Raw genomic sequence first — 22,369 nt, 5'->3', positions numbered from 1 at the left:
CCGTTTCCTTAAGCCACGAACCGGTTGATCGCCGCTTCGATGGTCATCGTTTCGCGGGCGCCGGTCTTGCGGTCCTTCACTTCAACTTCGCCGTTGGCGACCGCGCGCGGGCCGGCGATGATCTGGACGGGCACACCGATCAGGTCGGCGGTCGCGAATTTCGTACCGGCCCGATCGTCGGTATCGTCGTAGAGCACATCCTTGCCGGCCTTGGTCAGCGCGGCATAGATCAGCTCGCAGGTATCGTCACAGGCCTGATCGCCCGCCTTCATGTTGATCACAACGATATCGAAGGGCGCGACCGATGCCGGCCAGATGATTCCGTTGTCGTCATGCGATGCTTCGATGATGGCGGGAACAAGGCGTGTCGGGCCGATACCGTAGGAACCCATGTGAACGAAGTGTTCCTTGCCATCAGGTCCCTGCACTTTCGCACCCATCGGCTCGGAATATTTCGTGCCGAAATAGAAGATATGGCCGACCTCGATACCGCGCGCCGACAGGCGGTCGCCCTCGGGAACGGCGTTGAAGGCCGCCTCGTCGTGCATTTCCGAGGTCGCAGCATAGAGCGAGGTCCATTTGTCGAAGATCGCCTGCAGTCCCTCGACACTGTCGAAATCGGTGTGTGCACCAGGAATATCGAAATCGACGAAATCCTTGTGGCAGAAGACTTCGGATTCACCGGTGTCAGCAAGGATGATGAACTCATGGCTGAGCTTGCCGCCGATCGGGCCGGTGTCGGCGCGCATCGGAATGGCGCGCAGGCCGAGCCGATCGAAGGTGCGCAGGTAGGCGGCGAACATCTTGTTATAGGAATGCTCCGCCCCTTCGCGCGTCAGGTCGAAGGAATAGGCATCCTTCATCATGAATTCGCGCGAGCGCATGGTGCCGAAGCGCGGGCGGATCTCGTCGCGGAACTTCAGCTGGATGTGATAGAGATTGAGCGGCAGGTCCTTATAGGATTTGACGGAAGAGCGGAAAATATCCGTCACCATCTCCTCATTGGTGGGACCATAGAGCATCGGCCGATCCTGGCGGTCCTTGATGCGCAGCATCTCCTTGCCGTAGGCGTCGTAGCGGCCGCTTTCCTGCCAGAGGTCGGCCGACTGCAGGGTCGGCATCGACAGCTCGATGGCGCCGGCGCGGTTCTGCTCGTCGCGGATAATGGCGTTGACCTTGTCGAGCACGCGCTTGCCCAGCGGCAGCCAGGAATAGATGCCCTGCGACTGCTGGCGGATCATGCCGGCGCGCAGCATCAGCCGGTGGGAGACGATTTCCGCCTCCTTGGGGTTTTCCTTGAGGATGGGCATGAAATAGCGGGACAGACGCATGGCGGATTCCGGAGCAGTTGAGATCCCGCAGCAGGCGGAATCGAAGGCAATTGTTGATGTGGGAGCGTTCATAGCCGCTTCGCGGCAGGAAGGAAACCCGCAACGGATGCCGGCAACCTCCCGGAAGCGCATGTTCGAACCTACAAAATGGAAGGGCGTGAAAAAGCGCGTGTTTATAAGGACTTGAACGAAAATCTTGTCAACAGAAAAATTTTGCTAGAGTGTAGCAAAAATGCAAAAAAAGCTGATGACAAAGCCCAATGTTTGAGCTAGTTTTAGCTCACAAAACAGGCAGGAAGTTAAATTCTTGCCGAATTCGCGGTCAAGTCTTGGGAGGATCAGATCTTAGGCGCGCTCGTCGCAGCCCCGGCAACGGTTACAGATCACGCGATACTTAAAACAAGGCTTTTAGCCTTGTTTTTTTTTGGCTTTTCGACCTCCGTCCCATCCAGAAATCCGACCGACTTCCGTAAGGGAATAGCGCTCATTCCGTTACGCGAGCTCTTTGCCGCAACAGCATGACGCTGGTATGACGAAACTCGCATTCAATAAGCTTACATCTGCCCAAAGTTTGAGCAAAAGCCACGATTCAATAGAAGCTAGGGCCGAGTTGCGGCAGGGCGTCGAAGCCCCAGCCGAAATAGGTGTCGCAGACGTACCAGAGGCCATAGACCAGGGCCGAAATCAGCGTCGTCAGCGAAAACACGAAGGCGGCGCGAAACCGGGTGGGCGCGCTCGGAACGGTGCCGAGCACGACATCATCGTCTTCCGCCTGCGTACGCAGACCGACCGGCAGGACGGCAAAAAGCGTCATCCACCAGATGATGAAGTAGACGGCAAATCCCTGAAGAAAGATCTGGAGCATTATGGTTCCCGTTGGTGTCGCGCCGGTATCGCGTCCTTATACGGCGGAATGGCGACCACTCAAAGCGGACGAACGGTTTTGGCCGGTCTTCGGGTCACTCTGCCGCAGCAGGGCTCAGGCCTGTTCGAGTTCGATCAGCGTGCCGAAGAAATCCTTGGGATGCAGAAAGAGCACCGGCTTGCCATGGGCGCCGGTCTTCGGCTGGCCGTCGCCGAGCACCCTTGCGCCCGCCTCTACCAGCCGGTCACGGGCGAGAAGGATATCGTCCACCTCGTAGCAGATGTGGTGCATGCCGCCGGACGGGTTCTTTTCGAGGAAGGCTGCGATCGGCGAGGCAACCCCGAGCGGCTGCAGCAACTCGACCTTGGTGTTCGGCAATTCGACGAAAACAACGGTGACGCCATGCTCTGGCAGGGCCTGCGGCTGCGATACGGCAGCACCCAGCGTATCGCGATAGGCCGCCGTCGCCGCGGCCAGATCGGGCACGGCGATGGCGATATGGTTGACCCGGCCGAGCATGGTCAGACCTTGGTGACGAAAGCGGTGACAAGAGGTTTCTTGCCCCAGGTGTTGTTCGCGGCCGAGCGGATGGCGCGGCGCACGGCCTCCTGCAGCATGTCGATATCCTTGCGGCGGGCGCGCGGAATGCTCTCGATGGCGCTGACCGCCGCGTCGAAGAGCGTATCCTCCATATCCTCGCCCTCGTCATCGTAGGTCGGCAGGCCGATCGAAATGAGGTCGGGTTCGCCGACGATGTCATAGCGGGCGTCGAGCACGACATTGACCGCGACATGGCCGACATAGGAGAGCTTCTTACGCTCGCCGATACCCATCTCGTCGAAATCGCCGATCAGCGTGCCGTCCTTATAGATCCGGCCATGCGGTGCCTCGCCGATCACCTCGACCGGACCGGGCGCCAGCCGCAGGATATCGCCGTTGCGCACCCGCGGCACCAGTGCGATGCCGGATTGCTCGGCAAGTTCCTTGTGCGCCGTCAGATGCGTTGCCTCGCCATGCACCGGCACGACGATCTTCGGTCGCGTCCACTCATACATCCGCTGCAACTCGTTGCGGCGAGGATGGCCGGAAACGTGGACCAGCGCCTCGGTATCCGTGATGATGTGCACACCTTGCTCGACGAGGCCGTTCTTGATGTCCTGGATCGCCTTCTCGTTGCCGGGAATGGCGCGAGAGGAAAAGACGACGATATCGCCTGCCGCAAACGCCACATTGCGCATCTCGTCGCGCGAGAGCTTGGCAAGGGCTGCCCGCGCCTCGCCCTGGCTGCCGGTCAGGATGACGACGACCTTATCGCGCGGGATATAGCCGTATTCGTCCTCGGAGATGAAAGGCTTCACACCTTCCATCAGGCCGATATCCTGGGCGACGTCGACGACGCGCTTCAGCGAACTGCCGAGCAGCAGCACTTCGCGGCCGGCCGCCTCGGCAGCCTCGGCAACGGTGCGGATACGCCCGACATTCGACGAGAAGGTGGTAATCGCCACCCTGCCCTCGGCATTCTCGATGATCTTGCGCAGGCTTTCGGACACATCCTTCTCGGAGGGCGAAACACCGTCGCGCAGCGCATTGGTGGAATCGCACATCAGCGCCAGCACGCCCTCGTCGCCGAGCTGGCGGAAACGTGTCTCGTCGGTCAGGGGCCCGAGCGAAGGCTCGTGGTCGATCTTCCAGTCGCCGGTATGGATGACATTGCCGACCGGCGTGCGGATCATCAGCGACATCGGCTCGGGGATCGAATGGTTGACGGCGACGCCTTCGATGCTGAAGGGGCCGACATTGATCGTATCGCCGGCCTTGAACGGCGTCACCGGCACTTCGCCGATCTTAGCCTTCTCGAAATTGCGCTTGGCTTCGAGCAGACCGGCTGTGAAACCAGAGGCATAGACCGGCACGTTGAGGCCGGGCCAGAGGTCGGCGAGCGCACCATAATGGTCTTCATGCGCATGGGTGATGATGATCGCCTTGAGGTTCTTTCGTTCGCTGGCGAGGAAGCGGATATCGGGCAGCACGAGGTCGACACCCGGCAGATCGGGCCCCGGAAAAGTGACGCCACAATCGACCATGATCCACTGGCGATGCTCGGGCGGGCCGTAGCCATAGAGAGCGAGATTCATACCTATCTCGCCAACGCCGCCCAGAGGCAGGAATACCAGTTCGTCCTGTTTCGCCATAATTTTCGTTTTTTCCGCTATCCAAAAAACACATCACCGGCAGCAATGGGCATTATCCTGCCAGTGCCGGTATCGAGCATCAACAAGCCATTATCATCAATTCCGGCGAATTGTCCGGAAATCGATCGGTCCGGCAAATTGACCGTAATCTTTTCGCCGATGCCGCAGGCGATCGCGCGCCAGAGCGCCGTGATCTCGCCGATGCCGCGGCCCTGGTCCCATATTTCAAGCACTTCCGCCGTGGTGGCGAAGAGGTGCGCGAAGAGTTCCTCCGGCGAAGCCGCACTTCCCTGCTGGCGCAGACAGGTGACGGGGTAGAGCGGATTGTCCGGCATCACAGAGATATTGATACCGATGCCGACGATCAGCGCGTAACGTCCGTCCGGCAGTCCCTCACCTTCGACGAGAATGCCGCAGGTCTTCTTTCGGCCGATGAGAATATCGTTCGGCCATTTGACCTCGAGCGGTTCGGCACCCAATGGCAGCATCCTGCGGATCGCCTGGTGCACGGCAACGGCGATCGCCAACGGCAGCGAGCCCAGGCGCTCCATCGGGGCCGGGTCGATCAGAAGAAGAGAAGCGTAGAGATTGCCGCGCTCGGAAACCCAGAGCCTGCCGCGGCGGCCGCGGCCGCCCGTCTGCTTTTCGGCGGTCACCCAGAGATTGCCGCCATCGCCCGCCCGAGCCCGGGCGAGGCATTCGCTGTTGGTAGACGATGTTTCCGACAGAGCCTCGTGCCTGAAATCGCCGAGCGATATCCGGCGCCGCCCGTCGGAAGCCATCAAAAGAGCGTCGCAGCGGCAAGCTCTGCCGCACCGCCGATCGGGCCGCCGATGAGAACATAGGCGGTGACGAAGAGACCGGAGAGACCGAAGACCAGACGCAGCGCACCGGAGACACGGGCGAATTCGCCGGTCGCCTCATCGAACCACATCAGCTTGATGACACGCAGATAGTAGTAAGCGCCGACGACCGAGGCGAGAACGCCGATGATGGCGAGCGCATAGAGCTTGGCTTCGATGGCGGCAACGAAGACGAAGTACTTCGCGAAGAAGCCGGCGAGCGGCGGGATGCCGGCGAGTGAGAACATCAGCGCCGTCAGCACCACGGCCATGAACGGGTTCGTGGTGGAGAGGCCGGCGAGATCATCGACATTTTCGACGACGGTGCCGTCCTTGCGGCGCATCGACATGATGATCGCAAAGGTGCCGAGCGTCATGACCATGTAGATGACCATGTAAAGCATGACGCCGGTGACGCCGGTCTGGTTGCCGGCGGCAAGACCGACCAGAGCATAACCCATGTGGCCGATCGAGGAATAGGCCATCAGCCGCTTGATGTTCTTCTGGCCGATCGCGGCAAACGAGCCGAGCAGCATCGAGGCGATCGAGATGAAGACGACGACCTGCTGCCAGTCCGCCAGAACCGGCTGGAAGGCGGTGATGACGATGCGCGTCATCATCGCCATGGCGGCAACCTTGGGTGCTGCGGCGAGGAAGGCGGTGACCGGCGTCGGCGCGCCTTCGTAAACATCCGGCGTCCACATGTGGAAGGGAACGGCGGAGATCTTGAAGGCGATGCCGGCGAGGATGAAGACCAGGCCGAAGATCAGGCCGAGCGAACGCGCGCCCTCGACGGACAGCGCCTGGGCGATCTCGGAGAAATGGGTGTGGCCGGTGAAACCATAGACCAGCGACATGCCATAGAGCAGCATGCCGGAGGAAAGCGCGCCGAGGACGAAATATTTCAGGCCGGCTTCGGTCGACTTCAGGCTGTCACGGTTGATCGCGGCGACGACATAAAGCGCCAGCGACTGCAGTTCCAGCGCGAGATAAAGCGAGATCAAGTCATTGGCCGAGATCATCAGCAGGATGCCGAGGGTCGCAAGCACCAGGAGAACCGGGAACTCGAACTTGTCGAGCTGATTTTCGCGGGCGTGGCCGATCGACATAAACATGGCGACCAGCGAACCGATCAGCGCCACCAGCTTCATGAAGCGCGAGAAGCCGTCGGCCATGTAGACCCCGCCATAGGCAAGGCCTTCTGCCGGCACGAAGAGCAGCCACAGGCCGGAGGCCAGGAGCAGGACGATGGCGAGGCCGGTGACGACAAGGCCCGACCGCTCGCCTGAGAAGACGCCGACCATCAACAGGACAAGGGCGCCGACCGCGAGGATGAGCTCCGGCGCGGAAAGATGCAGACTGAGGAGAATTGTTTCAGCGGTCATGTCCAATAAGTCCCGTCATCATTTCATAGACAGCGCAACATTCTGCGCTGCGTGCACGGCGGCCGTGTAGTTGTTGACCAGCAGATCCACCGAGGCGGCTGTCGCATCGAAGACCGGAGCCGGATAAACGCCGAAGAAGATGGTCAGCGCAACCAGCGGATAGAGGATCAACTGTTCGCGTGGTGAAAGATCGAGCAGCGCCTTCAGCTTTTCCTTCTCCAGCGCGCCGAAGATCACCCGGCGATAAAGCCAGAGCGCGTAGGCGGCCGAGAGGATGACGCCGGTGGCGGCAAAGAGCGCTACCCAGGTGTTGACGCGGAAGACGCCGATCAGCGTCAGGAATTCGCCGATGAAGCCCGACGTGCCGGGAAGCCCGACATTGGCCATGGTGAAGACCATCATCGCCACGGCATATTTCGGCATATTGTTGACGAGGCCGCCATAGGCGTTGATCTCGCGGGTGTGGGTACGGTCATAGACGACGCCGACGCAGAGGAAGAGCGCGCCGGAGACGATGCCGTGCGACAGCATCTGGAAGATCGAACCCTGAACGCCCTGCATGTTGGCGGCAAAGATACCCATGGTCACGTAGCCCATGTGTGCCACGGAGGAATAGGCGATCAGCTTCTTGATATCGTCCTGCATCATCGCCACCAGAGAAGTATAGATGATGGCGATGACGGACATGGCGAAGACGAGCGGCGCGAAATAATCGGATGCCACCGGGAACATGCCGAGCGAGAAGCGGATGAGACCGTAGCCGCCGAGCTTCAGCAGCACGCCGGCCAGGATCACCGAGCCTGCCGTCGGCGCCTGAACGTGGGCATCGGGAAGCCAGGTATGGACCGGCCACATCGGCATCTTGACCGCGAAGGAGGCGAAGAAGGCAAGCCATAACCAGGTCTGCAGCGCCGGCGGGAACTTGTAGGCGAGCAGCGCGGTGATATCGGTCGTGCCAGCCTGCCAGTACATCGCCATGATGGCGAGCAGCATCAGCACCGAGCCGAGCAGCGTATAGAGGAAGAACTTGTAGCTCGCATAGACGCGGTCCTTGCCGCCCCAGACGCCGATGATCAGGAACATCGGAATGAGGCCCGCCTCGAAGAAGACGTAGAACAGCACGATATCGAGCGAGACGAAGACGCCGATCATCATCGTTTCGAGGATGAGGAAGGCGATCATGTATTCCTTCAGGCGCTTCTCGATCGAGAGCCAGCTCGCCAGCACACAGAAGGGCATGAGGAAGGTCGACAGGATGACGAACAGCATCGAGATGCCGTCGACGCCGACGTGGTAGCCAATGCCGGTGCCGAGCCAGTCATGCTTCTCAAGCATCTGGAAGCCCGCATTGGCATTGTCGAAGCCGGTCCAGATGAAGAGCGAAACGACGAAGGTGAAGACGGTGGTGATCAGCGAGATCCACAGCACGTTCTTCCGGCCGGTTTGGCTCTCCCCGTTCATCAATAGCAGGAGCACCACGCCGACGAGCGGCAGGAAGGTGACCGTTGAAAGAATAGGCCAATCGGTCATCAGAAGGAACTCCCGAGCATCATCCAGGTAACGAGCGCCGCAATGCCGATCAGCATGGCGAAGGCGTAGTGATAGAGGTAACCGGTCTGCAGGCGAACCACGCGATCGGTGACGGCGACGACGCGAGCGGCGACGCCGTTCGGGCCGTAGGTGTCGATGACGCCGACATCACCTTTCTTCCACAGGAAGCGGCCGAGTGCCTTGGCGGAGCGGACGAAGAGGAAGTCGTAGAGTTCGTCGAAATACCACTTGTTCAACAGGAACTGGTAGAGCACGCGGTGCTGCTGCGCGAGGATGCGCGGCGTCTGCGGCGAGCGGATATACATGTACCAGGCGGTGACGAAGCCGAGAACCATGGCGATGAAGGGGCTCAAGCCGACGAGCGCCGGAACATGGTGGAACTCTTCGACGAGTTCGTTCTCGGCGCCGGTAAAGAGCGCACCCTTCCAGAACTCGGCATATTCCTCGCCGTAGAACCGGCCTTCGAAGATCACGCCCGCAAGTACCGCACCGATCGCCAGGAGATAGAGCGGCACCAGCATGACCTGTGGCGACTCATGCACGTGGTGCATCACCTCATGGGAAGCGCGCGGCTTGCCGAAGAAGGTCATGAAGATCAAGCGCCAGGAATAGAAGCTCGTAAAGAGAGCCGCGATGACCAGCAACGCGAAGGCGAAGCCCGCGACCGGCGAATGCGATGCATAGGTCGCCTCGATGATCACGTCCTTGGAGAAGAATCCGGCAAAACCGATCGGCGTGAAGGGAATGCCAAAACCGGTGATCGCCAGCGTGCCGATGATCATCAGCACGGCAGTAACTTTAATATGCGGCCAAAGGCCGCCCATGTRGCGCATGTCTTGCTCGCCATCGACGGCATGGATGACCGAGCCGGCGCAGAGGAAGAGCAGCGCCTTGAAGAAGGCGTGCGTGAAAAGATGGAAGATCGCTGCGCCATAGGCCCCGGCTCCGAGTGCCACGAACATATAGCCGAGCTGCGAGCAGGTGGAATAGGCGATGACACGCTTGATGTCGTTCTGCACGAGAGCGACTGTTGCCGCGAAGAATGCGGTGATCGCGCCGATGACGGTGACGACAACCAGCGCATCCGGCGACAGTTCGAAGAGCGGGGACATGCGGGCGACGAGGAAGACGCCGGCGGTGACCATGGTGGCGGCATGAATGAGGGCCGAGACCGGGGTCGGGCCTTCCATGGCGTCCGGCAGCCAGGTGTGCAGCAGGAACTGCGCCGACTTGCCCATCGCGCCCATGAAGAGCAGCAGGCAGATGCCGGTCAGCGCATGCGCCTTGTCGAGTTGCATGCCGAAGAGATTGAGGATCACCTCGCCCGCTTCGCCGCCTTCATGCGGGGCGAAGTTCGAGGCATTGGCGAAGATCGTGTCGAGGTTGATCGAGCCGAACAGCACGAAGACGCCGGCAATGCCGAGCACGAAGCCAAAGTCGCCGACGCGGTTGACGATGAAGGCCTTCATCGCCGCAGCCGTCGCTGACGGTTTCTTGAACCAGAAGCCGATCAGCAGATAGGAGGCGAGACCGACGCCTTCCCAGCCGAAGAACATCTGGGCAAGGTTATCAGCGGTCACCAGCATCAGCATGGCGAAGGTGAAGAGCGAGAGATAGGCGAAGAAACGCGGGCGATGCGGATCGGTATGCATGTAGCCGATCGAATAGACATGCACCAGCGTCGAGACCGTGTTGACGACGATCAGCATGACTGAGGTCAGCGTATCCACACGCAGCGACCAGGAGACGTCGATGCCGCCGGACTGGATCCAGCGCAGCACCTCGACCTTGATCGGACCGCCTTCGGCATGACCCATGCCGACGGTGAAGAAGACGACCCAGGACAGGATGGCGGCGATGATCATCAGGCCGCTGGTGACATATTCCGAAGCCTTGGCGCCGATGGCGCGGCCAAAAAGGCCTGCGACGATCGCACCGATCAAGGGAAGAAAGACGATAGCCTTATAGAGGAACATGAGCCACTCAGCCCTTCATCATATTGACGTCTTCGACCGCGATCGAGCCGCGGTTGCGGTAGAAGACAACGAGAATTGCAAGACCGATCGCCGCTTCGGCAGCCGCGACTGTCAGGATGAACAGCGCGAAGACCTGGCCGACGATGTCGTTCAGGAAGGAGGAGAAGGCGACCATGTTGATGTTGACGGCAAGCAGGATCAGTTCGATCGACATCAGGATGACGATGACGTTCTTCCGGTTCAGGAAGATGCCGAAGACGCCAAGCGTGAAGAGGATGGCGCTGACCGTCAGGTAGTGGGAAAGTCCGATGACCATGTTCTTTGTTCCTTGACCTGCCTTTAGACGCCCTGCCCGGGCTTGACCGAAACCACCTCGACGGCGGTAGCGGGCGTACGGGCAACCTGCCTGGGAATATTCTGCCGCTTGATGTTGGTGCGGTGTCTCAATGTCAGCACGATCGCGCCGATCATGGCGACCAGGAGCACCAGACCGGCGATCTGGAAGAAATAGACGTAGTTGGTGTAGAGCACGTCGCCGAGAGCGGCGGTATTGGTGCGCTCGCTCAGCGCCGGGATCGGCATGGCGACTGATTTGGCGATCTCCGGCGAGATGACGCTGCCGCCGATGACGACGATCAGTTCGGCTGCGAGGATCACCCCGATCAGCCCGCCGATCGGCGCATATTCGAGAACGCCGGCCCTCAGTTCGGTAAAGTCGATATCGAGCATCATCACCACGAAGAGGAAGAGCACGGCGACGGCGCCGACATAGACGACAAGCAGGATCATCGCCAGGAATTCGGCACCGAGCAGCAGGAAGAGGCCAGCCGCATTGAAGAACACCAGGATCAGGAAGAGAACCGAGTGAACCGGGTTCTTCGCCCAGATGACCATGAACGCCGACGCCACCGCGACAAAGGCGAAAAGATAGAAAAATAGAGCCTGCAGACCCATGTTGGTGCCTTTTTCATCTTCCCCCGGGCAGCCGGGAGTTTCCCTGCCCGATGGAGCTTTCGCTGGCGCTAACCGGCAAAAGCTCCTGTGCATATTGACCGCGACAAGAGCAACTGCGCTCCACCACGGCATTTCAAAATCTCAATCAGCGATACGGCGAGTCGATCGCGATGTTGCGAGCGATTTCCCGCTCCCACCGGTCTCCGTTGTCCAGAAGCCGCGCCTTGTCGAAATAGAGCTCTTCGCGGGTTTCCGTCGCAAATTCGAAATTCGGGCCTTCGACGATCGCGTCGACCGGGCAGGCTTCCTGGCAGAAGCCGCAATAGATGCACTTCACCATGTCGATATCGTAGCGCACCGTGCGGCGCGTACCGTCATTGCGGCGGGGACCCGCCTCGATGGTGATCGCCTGGGCAGGACAGATCGCCTCGCAAAGCTTGCAGGCGATGCAGCGCTCCTCGCCGTTCGGATAACGGCGCAGAGCATGCTCGCCGCGGAAACGCGGGGAAACCGGACCCTTTTCGAAGGGGTAGTTGATCGTCGCTTTCTGGCGGAAGAAATAGCGCATCGACAGAAAGAACGCGCCGACGAATTCCTTGAGAAACAGCGAGCTGATGGAGCCGGACAAGCTTGCCATCTTCAACCTCCAATTTTGCCGAAAACGAGAGCAGGCATGATCATGCCCAACCCATCAGTTTCAGCACGAATGCAACGATGACGACCATGGCGAGTGACAGCGGCAGGAAGACCTTCCAGCCGAGGCGCATGAGCTGGTCGTAGCGGTAGCGCGGAACGRAGGCCTTGACCATCGCGAACATGAAGAACACGAAGCAAGCCTTCAGCGTGAACCAGATGATGCCGGGGACCCAGTTGAGGATCCAGATATCGACCGGGGGCAGCCAGCCGCCGAGGAAGAGGATCGTCGTCAGCGCGCACATCAGGCAGACGGCCGCATATTCGCCGAGCATGAACATCATGTATGGCGAGGAGCCGTATTCGACCATGAAGCCGGCAACGAGTTCCGATTCAGCTTCCGGAAGGTCGAAGGGCGGGCGGTTCGTCTCGGCAAGTGCCGAAATGAAGAAGATGATGAACATCGGGAAGAGCGACAGCCAGTGCCAGTCGAGGAACGAGGCCGGCAGGCCGAGCATGGTGCCGAGGCCGGTATGCTGCGCATTGACGATATCGGTCAGGTTCAGCGAGCCGACGCAGAGAAGCACGGTGACGATGACGAAGCCGATCGAGACTTCATAGGACACCATCTGTGCCGCCGAGCGTAGCGCGCCGAGGAACGGATACTTCGAGTTCGAAGCCCAGCCGCCCATAATGATGCCGTAAACTTCGAGCGAGGAAATCGCGAAAATATAGAGGATGCCGACATTGATGTTGGCGATCACCCATCCGTCGGCCAGCGGTACCACCGCCCAGGTGGACAGCGCCAGAAGCACCGTCACCAGCGGAGCAAGCAGGAAGACCGCCTTGTTGGCGCCGGCCGGAATGATCGGCTCCTTGAAGACGAATTTCAAAAGGTCGGCGAAGGACTGGAACAGGCCGAAAGGACCGACGACGTTCGGGCCGCGGCGCAACTGTACGGCCGCCCAGATCTTGCGGTCGGCGAGCAGCACATAGGCGATGAAGACGAGCAGGCAGACGAGAAGCAGCAGTGACTGACCGATCATGATGATCGCCGGCCAGACATAGGTCGAAAAGAAAGAATCCATAGTCCCCTGCCCTTACTCTGCCGCGACTTTGAAGTTGTTGCGGGCCAATGCCGAGCACTCCGCCATGACAGCCGAGGCACGCGCTATCGGGTTCGTCAAATAGAAGTCTTTCACCGGCGACGCAAACCCGGATTTGTTCATCTTGCCGGCTTTTTTCGCAACTGCGGCAATTTGGGCGCTATCGGTTTCGGCGATCTCGTCGATGGCGGCAAAATGCGGGAAAGCGGCATAGAGCCGGGCGCGCAATTCGCTGAGCGAATCGAAGGGAAGCTTCTTGCCGAGAACGTCGGAAAGGGCACGGATGATTGCCCAGTCCTCGCGGGCGTCACCCGGCGCAAAACCTGCGCGGTTGCCCATCTGGACGCGGCCTTCGGTGTTGACCCAGGTGCCGGACTTTTCGGTATAGGCTGCGGCCGGCAGGATGACGTCGGCATGGTGCGCGCCATTATCGCCATGCGAGCCGATATAGACGGTGAGCTTGGCCTTCTTGGCGGTGAAGTCGAGTTCGTCCGCACCGAGCAGGAAGAGCACGTCCATCGCCGTCAGCATCTCGGCGGCATTGACGCCCTTGGCACCCGGCACGAAGCCGAGGTCGAGGCCGCCGACACGCGAGGCAGCGGTATGGAGGACGGCAAAGCCGTTCCAGCCTTCGGCGACCGCACCGACCGAGCCGGCGAGCTTTGCAGCACTGGCGAGTACGCCGGCGCCGTCGGTGCGCGACAGCGCGCCCTGGCCGATGATGATCATCGGCTTGGCGGCATTCTTCAGCACGTCCGCGAAGGCGTGGGTGCCGTCGACCAGATCCTTCAGCGTGTCGGGACCGCCGCCGAGGTAATCATAGCTGTAGCGCAGTTCGCCCGGCGCGCCGATCACGCCGATCGGGAACTTGCCGCGGCGCCAGCGCTTGCGGATGCGGGCGTTGAGGATGGCGGCCTCGAAGCGCGGATTGGCGCCGATGATCAACAGCGCGTCGGCCTGGTCGATGCCCGCAATGGTCGGGTTGAAGAGATAGCTTGCACGGCCGAGCGACGGATCGAGTGCCGCCCCATCCTGGCGACAGTCGAGATTGACCGACCCCAGCGACTTCACCAGTTCGGAAAGCGCATACATTTCCTCGACGGAAGCGAGGTCGCCTGATATCGCGCCGATCTTCTCGCCCGAGGTGGCGCCGACGGCGGCCTTGATGGCGCCGAAGGCTTCTGCCCAGGTGGCGGGCTGCAGGCGGCCATCGCGGCGAACATAGGGCCGGTCGAGGCGCTGGGTCTTCAGGCCGTCCCAGATGAAGCGGCTCTTGTCGGAAATCCACTCCTCATTGATCGCCTCATTGACGCGCGGCAGGATGCGCATGACTTCGCGGCCGCGGGTGTCGACGCGGATCGCCGAACCGACAGCATCCATGACGTCGATCGATTCGGTCTTGTTCAGCTCCCACGGGCGCGCGGTAAAGGCGAAGGGCTTCGAGGTGAGCGCGCCAACCGGGCAAAGGTCGACGACGTTGCCCTGCAGCTCGGAGGTCATCGCCTGTTCGAGATAGGTGGTGATCTCGGCATCCTCGCCGCGGCCGATCAGGCCGAGTTCGGAAATGCCGGCGACCTCGGTAGTGAAGCGGACGCAGCGCGTGCAGTGAATGCAGCGGTTCATCACCGTCTTGACGAGCGGGCCGATATACTTGTCCTCGACGGCGCGCTTGTCTTCCTGATAGCGCGAGGTGTCGATGCCGAAGGCCATTGCCTGGTCCTGCAGGTCGCATTCACCGCCCTGGTCGCAGATCGGGCAATCGAGTGGATGGTTGATCAGCAGGAATTCCATCACACCTTCGCGGGCCTTCTTTACCATCGGGGTGTTGGTGAAGACCTCAGGCAGCTCGCCGTTCGGGCCGCCGCGGATATCGCGCACGCTCATGGCGCAGGAAGCCTGCGGCTTCGGCGGGCCGCCCTTCACCTCGACAAGGCACATGCGGCAATTGCCGGCAACCGACAGACGCTCATGGAAGCAGAAGCGCGGAACCTCGGCACCGGCATCCTCGCACGCCTGCAATAGCGTGAAATGATCCGGAACTTCGATCTCGTTGCCGTCAATCCTCAGTTTTGCCATCGTCGCTCAGTCCTGTTTCCCGTTTGCCTGATGACGGCAAACAAACCTATTTTTGCAGCACTCTCATTGCCAAGCCGGATCTTTCGTCCTGCCGACATCTGATGTCGCCCAAATTCTCTATCGCGCGTTCCAGACCCGGAACCCGCACCGGCATCTTGAGGCCCCCGCCCGTCCGCCGACCTGCCCATCTTTCCGGCCGATTGACACGGCCGGACAGTTCATTTCTTTCTGCGGCCCCGCMCTGCCAGAACTTTCGCCTGACCGGCCCAGTCGTCACGGCCGATGCGGCCGTTGAAGCCGAGCTCAGCGTCGAGCCGGGCGATCTCCTCGTCGGTCCAGGCAGCGATCTCGGCGAAGCTGCGAATGCCCTTGGCGTTCAGCACCTGCTCCAGCTTCGGGCCGATGCCGGCGATCAGCTTGAGATCGTCGGCCTTTCCAGCCCGCGCAACCGGTTTTGCCTTCACTGCCGGCTTTGGCTGGCTGGCCTTGGTTTGGCTGGCTGGGATCGGCGCGCTGACCGGCTTGACAACAGTCAGTGTCGGCCTTGCCTTCTTCTCGGCCGGCGGCTTGGTGAAAGCCTTGACCTCCGAGCGAATATTCTCCGGCCGGATATCGACATCGGGCGCCGGCTCGTCCGGCGGCGTGTCATCGAGGGCGGCAGCGACCTTGCTGGTGGTTTCCAGGGCGCTCTGCCAAGCCCCGAAGAAAGCACCGGCCATCTGGGTCGAGAAACCGAAGCCGATCGCCGTTGCGGCGGCAAAGGCTGCGGCCGGATGCGCCATCAGCGGATGCACCGGCATTGCCTGTGCATTTTCCAGCATCTCGGCGGCAAGACGGCCGAAACCGGCCGCGAAATCGGCGGCTTCTTCCTTTTTCCTACCCTTGGATGCAATGTCCGCCATGATTATTCAGCCGCCTCCAGAACCGCGCCGTGATCGAGCGCGCTTGCCGTATACTGGTCGATGCGCTTTTCGATCTCGGGACGGAAGTTACGGATCAGACCCTGCACCGGCCATGCGGCGGCATCGCCGAGCGCACAGATGGTGTGACCTTCAATCTGCTTGGTCACCTGGAACAGCATGTCGATTTCGCGCTTCTGGGCATTGCCCTTGGCCATGCGCTCCATCACGCGCCACATCCAGCCCGTGCCTTCGCGGCAGGGCGTGCACTGGCCGCAGCTCTCATGCTTGAAGAAGGCGGAGATACGGGCGATCGCCTTGATGACGTCGGTGGACTTGTCCATGACGATCGCGGCGGCCGTGCCGAAGGAAGAGCCGACGCCGCGCAGGCCGTCGAAATCCATCGGGCAGTCGATGATGTCCTTGGCCGGAACGATCGGGCAGGATGCTCCGCCCGGAATGACGGCAAGCAGGTTGTCCCAGCCGCCGCGGATACCGCCGGCATGGCGGTCGACCAGTTCGCGGAAGGTGATGCCCATTTCCTCTTCGACGGTGCACGGCTTGTTGACGTGGCCGGAGAGCATGAACAGCTTGGTGCCGACATTGTTCGGACGGCCGATGGCCGAGAACCAGCCGGCGCCGCGGCGCAGGATCGTCGGCGCGACAGCGATCGATTCGACGTTGTTGACCGTCGTCGGGCAGCCGTAGAGACCCATATTGGCCGGGAACGGCGGCTTCAGACGCGGCTGCCCCTTCTTGCCTTCGAGGCTTTCGAGCAGCGCGGTTTCTTCGCCGCAGATATAAGCGCCGGCGCCGTGATGGACGAAGATGTCCATGTCCCAGCCGAGCTTGTTGTTCTTGCCGAGCAGGCCATAATCATAACATTCGTCAATCGCCGCCTGCAGCGCTTCACGCTCGCGGATATATTCGCCGCGCACATAGATGTAGGCTGCATTGGCGCCCATCGCGAAACTCGCGATGACGCAGCCTTCGATCAGCGTATGCGGATCGTGGCGCATGATGTCGCGGTCTTTGCAGGTGCCGGGCTCGGATTCGTCGGCGTTGACGACGAGGTAGTGCGGACGGCCGTCGCTTTCCTTCGGCATGAAGGACCATTTGAGGCCTGTGGGGAAGCCGGCGCCGCCACGACCGCGAAGGCCCGACGCCTTCATCTCGTTGATGATCCAGTCGCGGCCCTTTTCGAGGATCTGCTTGGTGCCGTCCCAATGGCCGCGGCTCATCGCGCCCTTCAGGGATTTGTCCTTGAGGCCGTAGATGTTGGTAAAGATGCGGTCTTTATCTTGTAACATGCTTCACCTCTTACCGCGGCTTCTTGCCGAAGACCTTGATATATTCCGCTTCCCCGCCCTTGGCGAGCGCCTTGGCCTGCTTGACCCAGTCATCGCGCTCGATGCGGCCGCGGAAGTTCAGGTAGCCGTCGACCCATTCGCGTTCGGCCTTCTTCCAGCCTGCGACCTGCGCGAAGGTGAAGATGCCGATTTCGTTCAATGTCGCCTCGATCTTCGGGCCAACACCCGAGATCATCTTCAGATCATCCGGTGCGGCGGGCTTTTCGACGCCCGCCGGACGGTTCTTGTCGGTCAGGGCAGGCTTTGCCGCCGGGGCAGCCTCGGCCTTGACGGCAGCTTTCGGCGCCGGTTCGGCGGCTGCAGTGCCTGATATCGGCTGCTGCTCGGCTGCCTTTGCGTTTTTCGCAGCCGCCTTCGGCGCCGTTGCCGGCGTCTTCAGGGCAGCATTGGTCTCGGCATCGGTGCTCTTCGGGCGGGCGGCCTCGGAGGGTGGAACCGGAGCGCGGTCGACCGGAGTCGATACGGTTTCGGCATCGGCCTTCTTGGCGCGCGTCCTTACCTTCGGCTCTTCGGTCGTCAGCGAGGTCAGGCCGCCTTCGGGCGCCGAAAACACCCGGTCGATCTGGGTGCCGGGCTTGATGCTGGCGCCATTGCCGGCGGCAAAAACGTCGATAATCTCTTCGAGACGCTCAGGCGTCAGGTCCTCATAGGTGTCCTTGCCGATCATCACCATCGGCGCATTGACGCAAGCCCCGAGACATTCGACCTCTTCCCAGGACAGCGTGCCTTCGGCATTGCGCTCGAAGGCATGGGCATGGATCTTGCTCTTGCAGACCGACATCAGCGCTTCCGAGCCGCGCAGCATGCAGGGCGTCGTGCCGCAGACCTGCACATGGGCGCGCGTTCCCACCGGATGCAGCTGGAACTGCGTATAGAAGGTCGCAACCTCGAGCACGCGGATATAGGCCATATCAAGCATATCGGCGATCTTTTCGATCGCCGCGCGCGTGACCCAGCCGTCCTGCTCCTGCGCCCGCATCAACAGCGGAATGACCGCCGATTGCTGGCGGCCGGCGGGGTATTTCTGGATCGTCTTGTCCGCCCAGACCGCATTCTCATCGCTGAAGGCGAATGCGGCAGGCTGGAATTGATCTTCGGCTAATCGACGAACGGACATTCTTCCTCACGCCTTGTCAGTTTAGGGTTCCACACCGCGAAGCGGTCAAAGACTGCATTTCGCAGGCATAGGCCGACTGGTCTTTTTGCATAAATACTACGAATTTGCTGCCGTTCGGAATGGCAGCCTTGATCTGATAGCCCTTGGACAAAAGCTCGCCCATGGATGATTGCTGCGCCGGCGGCGTCTCTTCCTTATGGCCCAGCGGCGTGCCGAGGCTATCGGACTCCTGAGCCGAAACCCCGGATGCCGAAAGAAGGATTGCGACGGCCAGCGGCAGAAGCTGCATCAGCGATCCACCTCGCCGAAGACGATGTCGAGCGAGCCGAGCACGGCCGCCACGTCGGCAAGCTGGTGACCGCGGCACATGAAGTCCATCGCCTGCAGATGGGCATAGCCCGGGGCGCGGATCTTGCAGCGATAAGGCTTGTTGGTGCCATCGGAGACGAGATAGACGCCGAACTCGCCCTTCGGCGCCTCGACGGCGGCGTAAACCTCGCCGGCCGGCACGTGGTAGCCTTCGGTATAGAGTTTGAAGTGGTGGATCAGCGCTTCCATCGAGCGCTTCATCTCGCCGCGCTTCGGCGGCACGACCTTGCCGTCGATTGACGAGAAAGGACCGGTCCTGGCATCCGAGAGCAGGCGGTTGACGCATTGCTTCATGATGCGGACCGACTCACGCATCTCGATCATACGGATCAGATAACGGTCGTAGTTGTCGCCATTCTTGCCGATCGGGATGTCGAATTCGAGATCGGAGTAACATTCATAGGGCTGGGCGCGACGCAGATCCCAGGCCGCACCCGAACCACGCACCATGACGCCGGAAAAGCCCCAGGCCCAGCATTCCTCCAGCGAGACGACGCCGATATCGACGTTGCGCTGCTTGAAGATGCGGTTGCCGGTCAACAGGTTGTCGATGTCGTCGAGCGCCTTCAGGAACGGGTCGCACCAGGCGCCGATATCCTGCACGAGCTGTTCGGGCAGATCCTGGTGGACGCCGCCCGGACGGATATAAGCGGCATGCATGCGCGAGCCGCTGGCGCGCTCGTAGAACACCATCAGCTTTTCACGCTCTTCGAAGCCCCAGAGCGGCGGCGTCAGCGCGCCGACGTCCATGGCCTGCGTCGTGACGTTCAGGAGGTGCGAGAGGATACGGCCGATTTCCGAATAGAGAACGCGGATCAGCTGGCCGCGAATCGGGATCTCGATGCCGAGCAGCTTTTCGACGGCCATCGCATAGGCATGTTCCTGGTTCATCGGCGCGACGTAGTCGAGACGATCGAAATAGGGCACGGCCTGAAGATAGGTCTTGGTCTCGATCAGCTTCTCGGTGCCGCGATGCAAAAGGCCGATATGCGGATCGACACGCTCCACAATTTCGCCGTCAAGCTCCAGGACAAGACGAAGAACGCCGTGCGCCGCCGGATGCTGCGGTCCGAAGTTGATATTGAAGTTGCGAACGTTGTGTTCTGTCATGGCGATGGGCTCGCGTTCTCAGATAACCAGTGAATGGCGGGCCAAGCCCACCAGCCGCCTTGAATTTATTGTTTCGCTTTTTCATCGCCGGGCAGCACATACTCCGTGCCTTCCCAGGGCGACATAAAGTCGAAGTTGCGGAATTCCTGCTTCAGTTCCACCGGCTCGTAAACGACGCGCTTTGCCGCATCGTCATAGCGAACCTCGACGAAACCGGTCGTCGGGAAGTCCTTGCGCAGCGGATGGCCTTCGAAGCCGTAGTCGGTCAGGATGCGACGCAGGTCCGGATGGCCGGTGAAGAGCACACCATACATGTCCCAGGTCTCGCGCTCGAACCAGTCGGCGCCCGGATAGACGGGGCAAGCCGACGGAACCGGCGTATCCTCGTCGGTCGCGACCTTGACGCGGATACGCAGGTTCTTCTTCGGCGACAGCAGGTGATAGACGACGTCGAAACGCAGCTCGCGCTGCGGCCAGTCGACCCCGCAAATATCGATCAGGTTGACGAAACCGCATTTGGCGTCATCACGCAGGAAGGTCAGCAGCGCGATCAGGTTCTCACCCGTCGTCGTCACCGTCAGTTCGCCATACTTCATCTGCGATGCGGCGATCAGATTACCGCGCGCTTCACCAAGGTAGGACGCAAGCTCAGTCAGGGCTTCACTCATATGCCTTGTCCTTAACCCTTAGCGTTCGATCGTGCCGGTACGCCGGATCTTCTTCTGCAGCAGAAGCACGCCATAAAGCAGCGCCTCTGCCGTGGGGGGACAGCCCGGCACGTAGATGTCGATCGGCACGATGCGGTCGCAGCCGCGCACCACCGAATAGGAATAGTGATAATAGCCGCCGCCATTGGCGCAGGAGCCCATCGAGATAACATAACGCGGCTCGGGCATCTGGTCGTAGACCTTGCGGAGCGCCGGCGCCATCTTGTTGGTCAGCGTACCGGCGACGATCATCACGTCGGACTGGCGCGGCGAGGCGCGCGGCGCAAAACCGAAGCGCTCGACGTCATAACGCGGCATCGACAGCTGCATCATTTCGACGGCGCAGCAGGCAAGACCGAAGGTCATCCACATCAGCGAGCCGGTGCGGGCCCAGTTGATCAGTTCGTCGGTCGAGGTGACGAGAAACCCCTTGTCGGCAAGCTCGTTATTGATCTCGCCAAAAAATGGGTCGTTGCTGCCGATCGGCTTGCCGGTCGAGGGATCGATGATCCCCTTCGGCTGCTGGGCCACAAGCGGCTGATTGCTCACAGGGGCTACTCCCATTCCAGGGCTCCCTTCTTCCATTCATAGATAAAGCCGATGGTCAGCACGAGAAGGAAGACCATCATGGACCAGAAGCCGAACCAGCCGATAGCGCCGAAAGACACGGCCCAGGGAAAGAGGAAGGCGACTTCGAGGTCGAAGATGATGAAGAGAATCGACACGAGATAGAAGCGGATGTCGAACTTCATGCGGGCGTCATCGAAAGCGTTGAAGCCGCATTCGTAAGCCGAGAGCTTTTCCGAATCGGGCGCTTTGAAAGCCACGGCGAACGGCGCAATGAGCAGCGCCAGGCCGATAACGAGCGCAATAGCAATGAAGATAGCGATCGGAATATAAGAACTGAGCAGTTCAGTCATCATGTTCATCCCTGCTTGCCGGAGACGCCAGGCGGCGCATTTGGGCAAATGCCCGGCAAGCGAACGTGCGTTGCAACAAGCCGTGGTTAGCGCAGCCGACGCCCCGGCGCAAGACTTTTACAGAGGCAATTCGACGAGTATCCGAGGGACACTATCAAGCACATACAACGATGTCGCGACAAATCCGCGCAAGCCGCTTCAGCGCGCATGGCTGACCACTGGAAACTGCATGGCTTTCAAGAGAGAATGGCGCGAGTGACGGGGCTCGAACCCRCGACCTCCGGCGTGACAGGCCGGCACTCTAACCGACTGAGCTACACCCGCGCATTAATCGGCCATTTTGCGGCCGCGAGGATGAAGACAACCGGACAAACGACAAATCGCATTTGCGTTTTACAAGACTTGAAATGGCGCGAGTGACGGGGCTCGAACCCGCGACCTCCGGCGTGACAGGCCGGCACTCTAACCAACTGAGCTACACCCGCAATTCATTTCAAGCAGTCCGGATGCCTTCGCACCCTCTCCAAAACGGCTGCCCGTTTCGATGAGCGGCTAACTACGGGGTTCGCCTTTTAGTGTCAAGCAGGTTTGGAGACAAAACAATGACAGTCCGCGAATTGTTTCGGCGGGTTGGGTGCCAGACGAACAAAAGCCGGCACTTCCGTCTTCGGCAGCAATGCTCAGCCGCAGACGCAACGCCTTCGAAACGGGGATGCTCGCCGCCCTCCCCTCACTTTTCCACAGCCGAGCCGAGCCTAAGCGTCATTGCAAGACACGGGACCACCACCAAAAAAATCAAAAAATCTTCACAAACACTCTTGCGGTTTTGCCGCGATCCGCATAGATCACGGCCACCAACGCGGCAGGCCGATCCGGCTTCGTTTGCGATGGGCGATTAGCTCAGTTGGTAGAGCGCCTCGTTTACACCGAGGATGTCGGCGGTTCGAGTCCGTCATCGCCCACCAT

General features: G+C 60.7%; 22 protein-coding genes and 3 tRNA genes. 2 read left to right on the top strand and 23 right to left on the bottom strand.

The genetic code is table 11. The annotated features are described in order from the left end of the window. Positions 1 to 8 precede the first annotated feature (8 nt). Complete coding sequence (gene proS, locus AC1ECN_RS10960) at positions 9 to 1,331, bottom strand: proline--tRNA ligase (protein WP_130672358.1); 1,323 nt, start codon at positions 1,329 to 1,331, stop codon at positions 9 to 11. Here proS and AC1ECN_RS10955 point away from each other — a divergent pair. Then, positions 1,330 to 1,518, top strand: coding sequence for a hypothetical protein (locus tag AC1ECN_RS10955; RefSeq protein ID WP_018069477.1), 189 nt, complete (start codon positions 1,330 to 1,332; stop codon positions 1,516 to 1,518). The two genes, proS and AC1ECN_RS10955, sit on opposite strands and share 2 nt — an antisense overlap. Positions 1,519 to 1,920: 402 nt before the next feature. On the opposite strand, the gene AC1ECN_RS10950 is transcribed toward AC1ECN_RS10955, so the two are convergent. From AC1ECN_RS10950 to AC1ECN_RS10845, 22 genes are all read right to left on the bottom strand, one after another. Continuing rightward, the gene (locus AC1ECN_RS10950) at positions 1,921 to 2,196 is read right to left on the bottom strand and encodes a DUF1467 family protein (RefSeq protein ID WP_018069476.1); all 276 of its coding nucleotides are present in this window, start codon (positions 2,194 to 2,196) and stop codon (positions 1,921 to 1,923) included. Between the two features lie 114 nt (positions 2,197 to 2,310). Beyond that, positions 2,311 to 2,715, bottom strand: coding sequence for a methylmalonyl-CoA epimerase (gene mce / locus AC1ECN_RS10945; RefSeq protein WP_018069475.1), 405 nt, complete (start codon positions 2,713 to 2,715; stop codon positions 2,311 to 2,313). Positions 2,716 to 2,717: 2 nt separating this feature from the next. Then, on the bottom strand, positions 2,718 to 4,388 hold the full coding sequence (locus AC1ECN_RS10940) for a ribonuclease J (protein ID WP_018069474.1): 1,671 nt from the start codon (positions 4,386 to 4,388) through the stop codon (positions 2,718 to 2,720). 17 nt (positions 4,389 to 4,405) lie between these two features. Next, positions 4,406 to 5,170 carry a biotin--[acetyl-CoA-carboxylase] ligase gene (locus AC1ECN_RS10935; protein ID WP_130661360.1) on the bottom strand — a complete coding sequence of 255 codons (765 nt, stop codon included), beginning with the start codon at positions 5,168 to 5,170 and terminating at the stop codon, positions 4,406 to 4,408. Beyond that, complete coding sequence (gene nuoN, locus AC1ECN_RS10930) at positions 5,170 to 6,615, bottom strand: NADH-quinone oxidoreductase subunit NuoN (protein ID WP_018069472.1); 1,446 nt, start codon at positions 6,613 to 6,615, stop codon at positions 5,170 to 5,172. Before nuoN ends, AC1ECN_RS10935 begins: the two co-directional genes overlap by 1 nt. An 18-nt stretch (positions 6,616 to 6,633) precedes the next feature. Then, positions 6,634 to 8,145 (bottom strand): NADH-quinone oxidoreductase subunit M, encoded by a 1,512-nt coding sequence (locus tag AC1ECN_RS10925; protein WP_477952969.1) that lies wholly within the window; start codon positions 8,143 to 8,145, stop codon positions 6,634 to 6,636. Continuing rightward, positions 8,145 to 10,142, bottom strand: coding sequence for an NADH-quinone oxidoreductase subunit L (nuoL, locus tag AC1ECN_RS10920; protein WP_477952968.1), 1,998 nt, complete (start codon positions 10,140 to 10,142; stop codon positions 8,145 to 8,147). Before nuoL ends, AC1ECN_RS10925 begins: the two co-directional genes overlap by 1 nt. 7 nt (positions 10,143 to 10,149) lie before the next feature. Next, positions 10,150 to 10,458: an NADH-quinone oxidoreductase subunit NuoK gene (nuoK, locus tag AC1ECN_RS10915; RefSeq protein WP_003547388.1), complete on the bottom strand. Its 309-nt coding sequence runs from the start codon at positions 10,456 to 10,458 to the stop codon at positions 10,150 to 10,152. A gap of 23 nt (positions 10,459 to 10,481) precedes the next feature. After that, the gene (locus tag AC1ECN_RS10910) at positions 10,482 to 11,096 is read right to left on the bottom strand and encodes an NADH-quinone oxidoreductase subunit J (protein WP_003547387.1); all 615 of its coding nucleotides are present in this window, start codon (positions 11,094 to 11,096) and stop codon (positions 10,482 to 10,484) included. 145 nt (positions 11,097 to 11,241) lie between these two features. Next, the gene (gene nuoI / locus AC1ECN_RS10905; RefSeq protein ID WP_003547385.1) at positions 11,242 to 11,733 is read right to left on the bottom strand and encodes an NADH-quinone oxidoreductase subunit NuoI; all 492 of its coding nucleotides are present in this window, start codon (positions 11,731 to 11,733) and stop codon (positions 11,242 to 11,244) included. Between the two features lie 40 nt (positions 11,734 to 11,773). Beyond that, positions 11,774 to 12,817, bottom strand: a complete 1,044-nt coding sequence (nuoH, locus tag AC1ECN_RS10900) for an NADH-quinone oxidoreductase subunit NuoH (protein WP_477952965.1) — start codon at positions 12,815 to 12,817, stop codon at positions 11,774 to 11,776. Between the two features lie 12 nt (positions 12,818 to 12,829). Then, positions 12,830 to 14,911 (bottom strand): NADH-quinone oxidoreductase subunit NuoG, encoded by a 2,082-nt coding sequence (nuoG, locus tag AC1ECN_RS10895; protein WP_130672355.1) that lies wholly within the window; start codon positions 14,909 to 14,911, stop codon positions 12,830 to 12,832. Positions 14,912 to 15,129: 218 nt separating this feature from the next. Next, positions 15,130 to 15,813, bottom strand: a complete 684-nt coding sequence (locus AC1ECN_RS10890) for a 5' DNA nuclease (protein ID WP_477952963.1) — start codon at positions 15,811 to 15,813, stop codon at positions 15,130 to 15,132. 2 nt (positions 15,814 to 15,815) lie between these two features. Further along, positions 15,816 to 17,120, bottom strand: coding sequence for an NADH-quinone oxidoreductase subunit NuoF (gene nuoF / locus AC1ECN_RS10885; RefSeq protein WP_003547378.1), 1,305 nt, complete (start codon positions 17,118 to 17,120; stop codon positions 15,816 to 15,818). Between the two features lie 10 nt (positions 17,121 to 17,130). Next, positions 17,131 to 18,297 carry an NADH-quinone oxidoreductase subunit E gene (locus tag AC1ECN_RS10880; protein WP_130672353.1) on the bottom strand — a complete coding sequence of 389 codons (1,167 nt, stop codon included), beginning with the start codon at positions 18,295 to 18,297 and terminating at the stop codon, positions 17,131 to 17,133. Between the two features lie 16 nt (positions 18,298 to 18,313). Next, complete coding sequence (locus AC1ECN_RS10875; RefSeq protein ID WP_025394095.1) at positions 18,314 to 18,586, bottom strand: hypothetical protein; 273 nt, start codon at positions 18,584 to 18,586, stop codon at positions 18,314 to 18,316. Next, the gene (locus AC1ECN_RS10870; protein WP_012756960.1) at positions 18,586 to 19,776 is read right to left on the bottom strand and encodes an NADH-quinone oxidoreductase subunit D; all 1,191 of its coding nucleotides are present in this window, start codon (positions 19,774 to 19,776) and stop codon (positions 18,586 to 18,588) included. The genes AC1ECN_RS10875 and AC1ECN_RS10870 overlap by 1 nt, the downstream gene beginning before the upstream one ends. A 65-nt stretch (positions 19,777 to 19,841) precedes the next feature. Continuing rightward, on the bottom strand, positions 19,842 to 20,444 hold the full coding sequence (locus AC1ECN_RS10865) for an NADH-quinone oxidoreductase subunit C (protein ID WP_018069464.1): 603 nt from the start codon (positions 20,442 to 20,444) through the stop codon (positions 19,842 to 19,844). Between the two features lie 18 nt (positions 20,445 to 20,462). Then, complete coding sequence (locus AC1ECN_RS10860) at positions 20,463 to 21,047, bottom strand: NuoB/complex I 20 kDa subunit family protein (protein ID WP_003547368.1); 585 nt, start codon at positions 21,045 to 21,047, stop codon at positions 20,463 to 20,465. Beyond that, the gene (locus AC1ECN_RS10855; RefSeq protein WP_010055493.1) at positions 21,038 to 21,403 is read right to left on the bottom strand and encodes an NADH-quinone oxidoreductase subunit A; all 366 of its coding nucleotides are present in this window, start codon (positions 21,401 to 21,403) and stop codon (positions 21,038 to 21,040) included. The genes AC1ECN_RS10860 and AC1ECN_RS10855 overlap by 10 nt, the downstream gene beginning before the upstream one ends. A 247-nt stretch (positions 21,404 to 21,650) precedes the next feature. Continuing rightward, a tRNA-Asp gene (locus tag AC1ECN_RS10850) sits at positions 21,651 to 21,727 on the bottom strand. A gap of 84 nt (positions 21,728 to 21,811) precedes the next feature. Further along, positions 21,812 to 21,888: transfer RNA gene (locus AC1ECN_RS10845), tRNA-Asp, on the bottom strand. Between the two features lie 404 nt (positions 21,889 to 22,292). Between AC1ECN_RS10845 and AC1ECN_RS10840 the strand changes: the two genes are divergently transcribed. Continuing rightward, a tRNA-Val gene (locus AC1ECN_RS10840) sits at positions 22,293 to 22,368 on the top strand. The last annotated feature ends 1 nt before the right edge of the window (position 22,369 follow it).

The sequence above is a fragment of the Rhizobium sp. 01N447_2 genome (assembly GCF_056399245.1).
The sequence above is the reverse complement of the archived record's forward strand: the minus strand, read 5'-3'. Positions and strand labels throughout refer to the sequence as shown.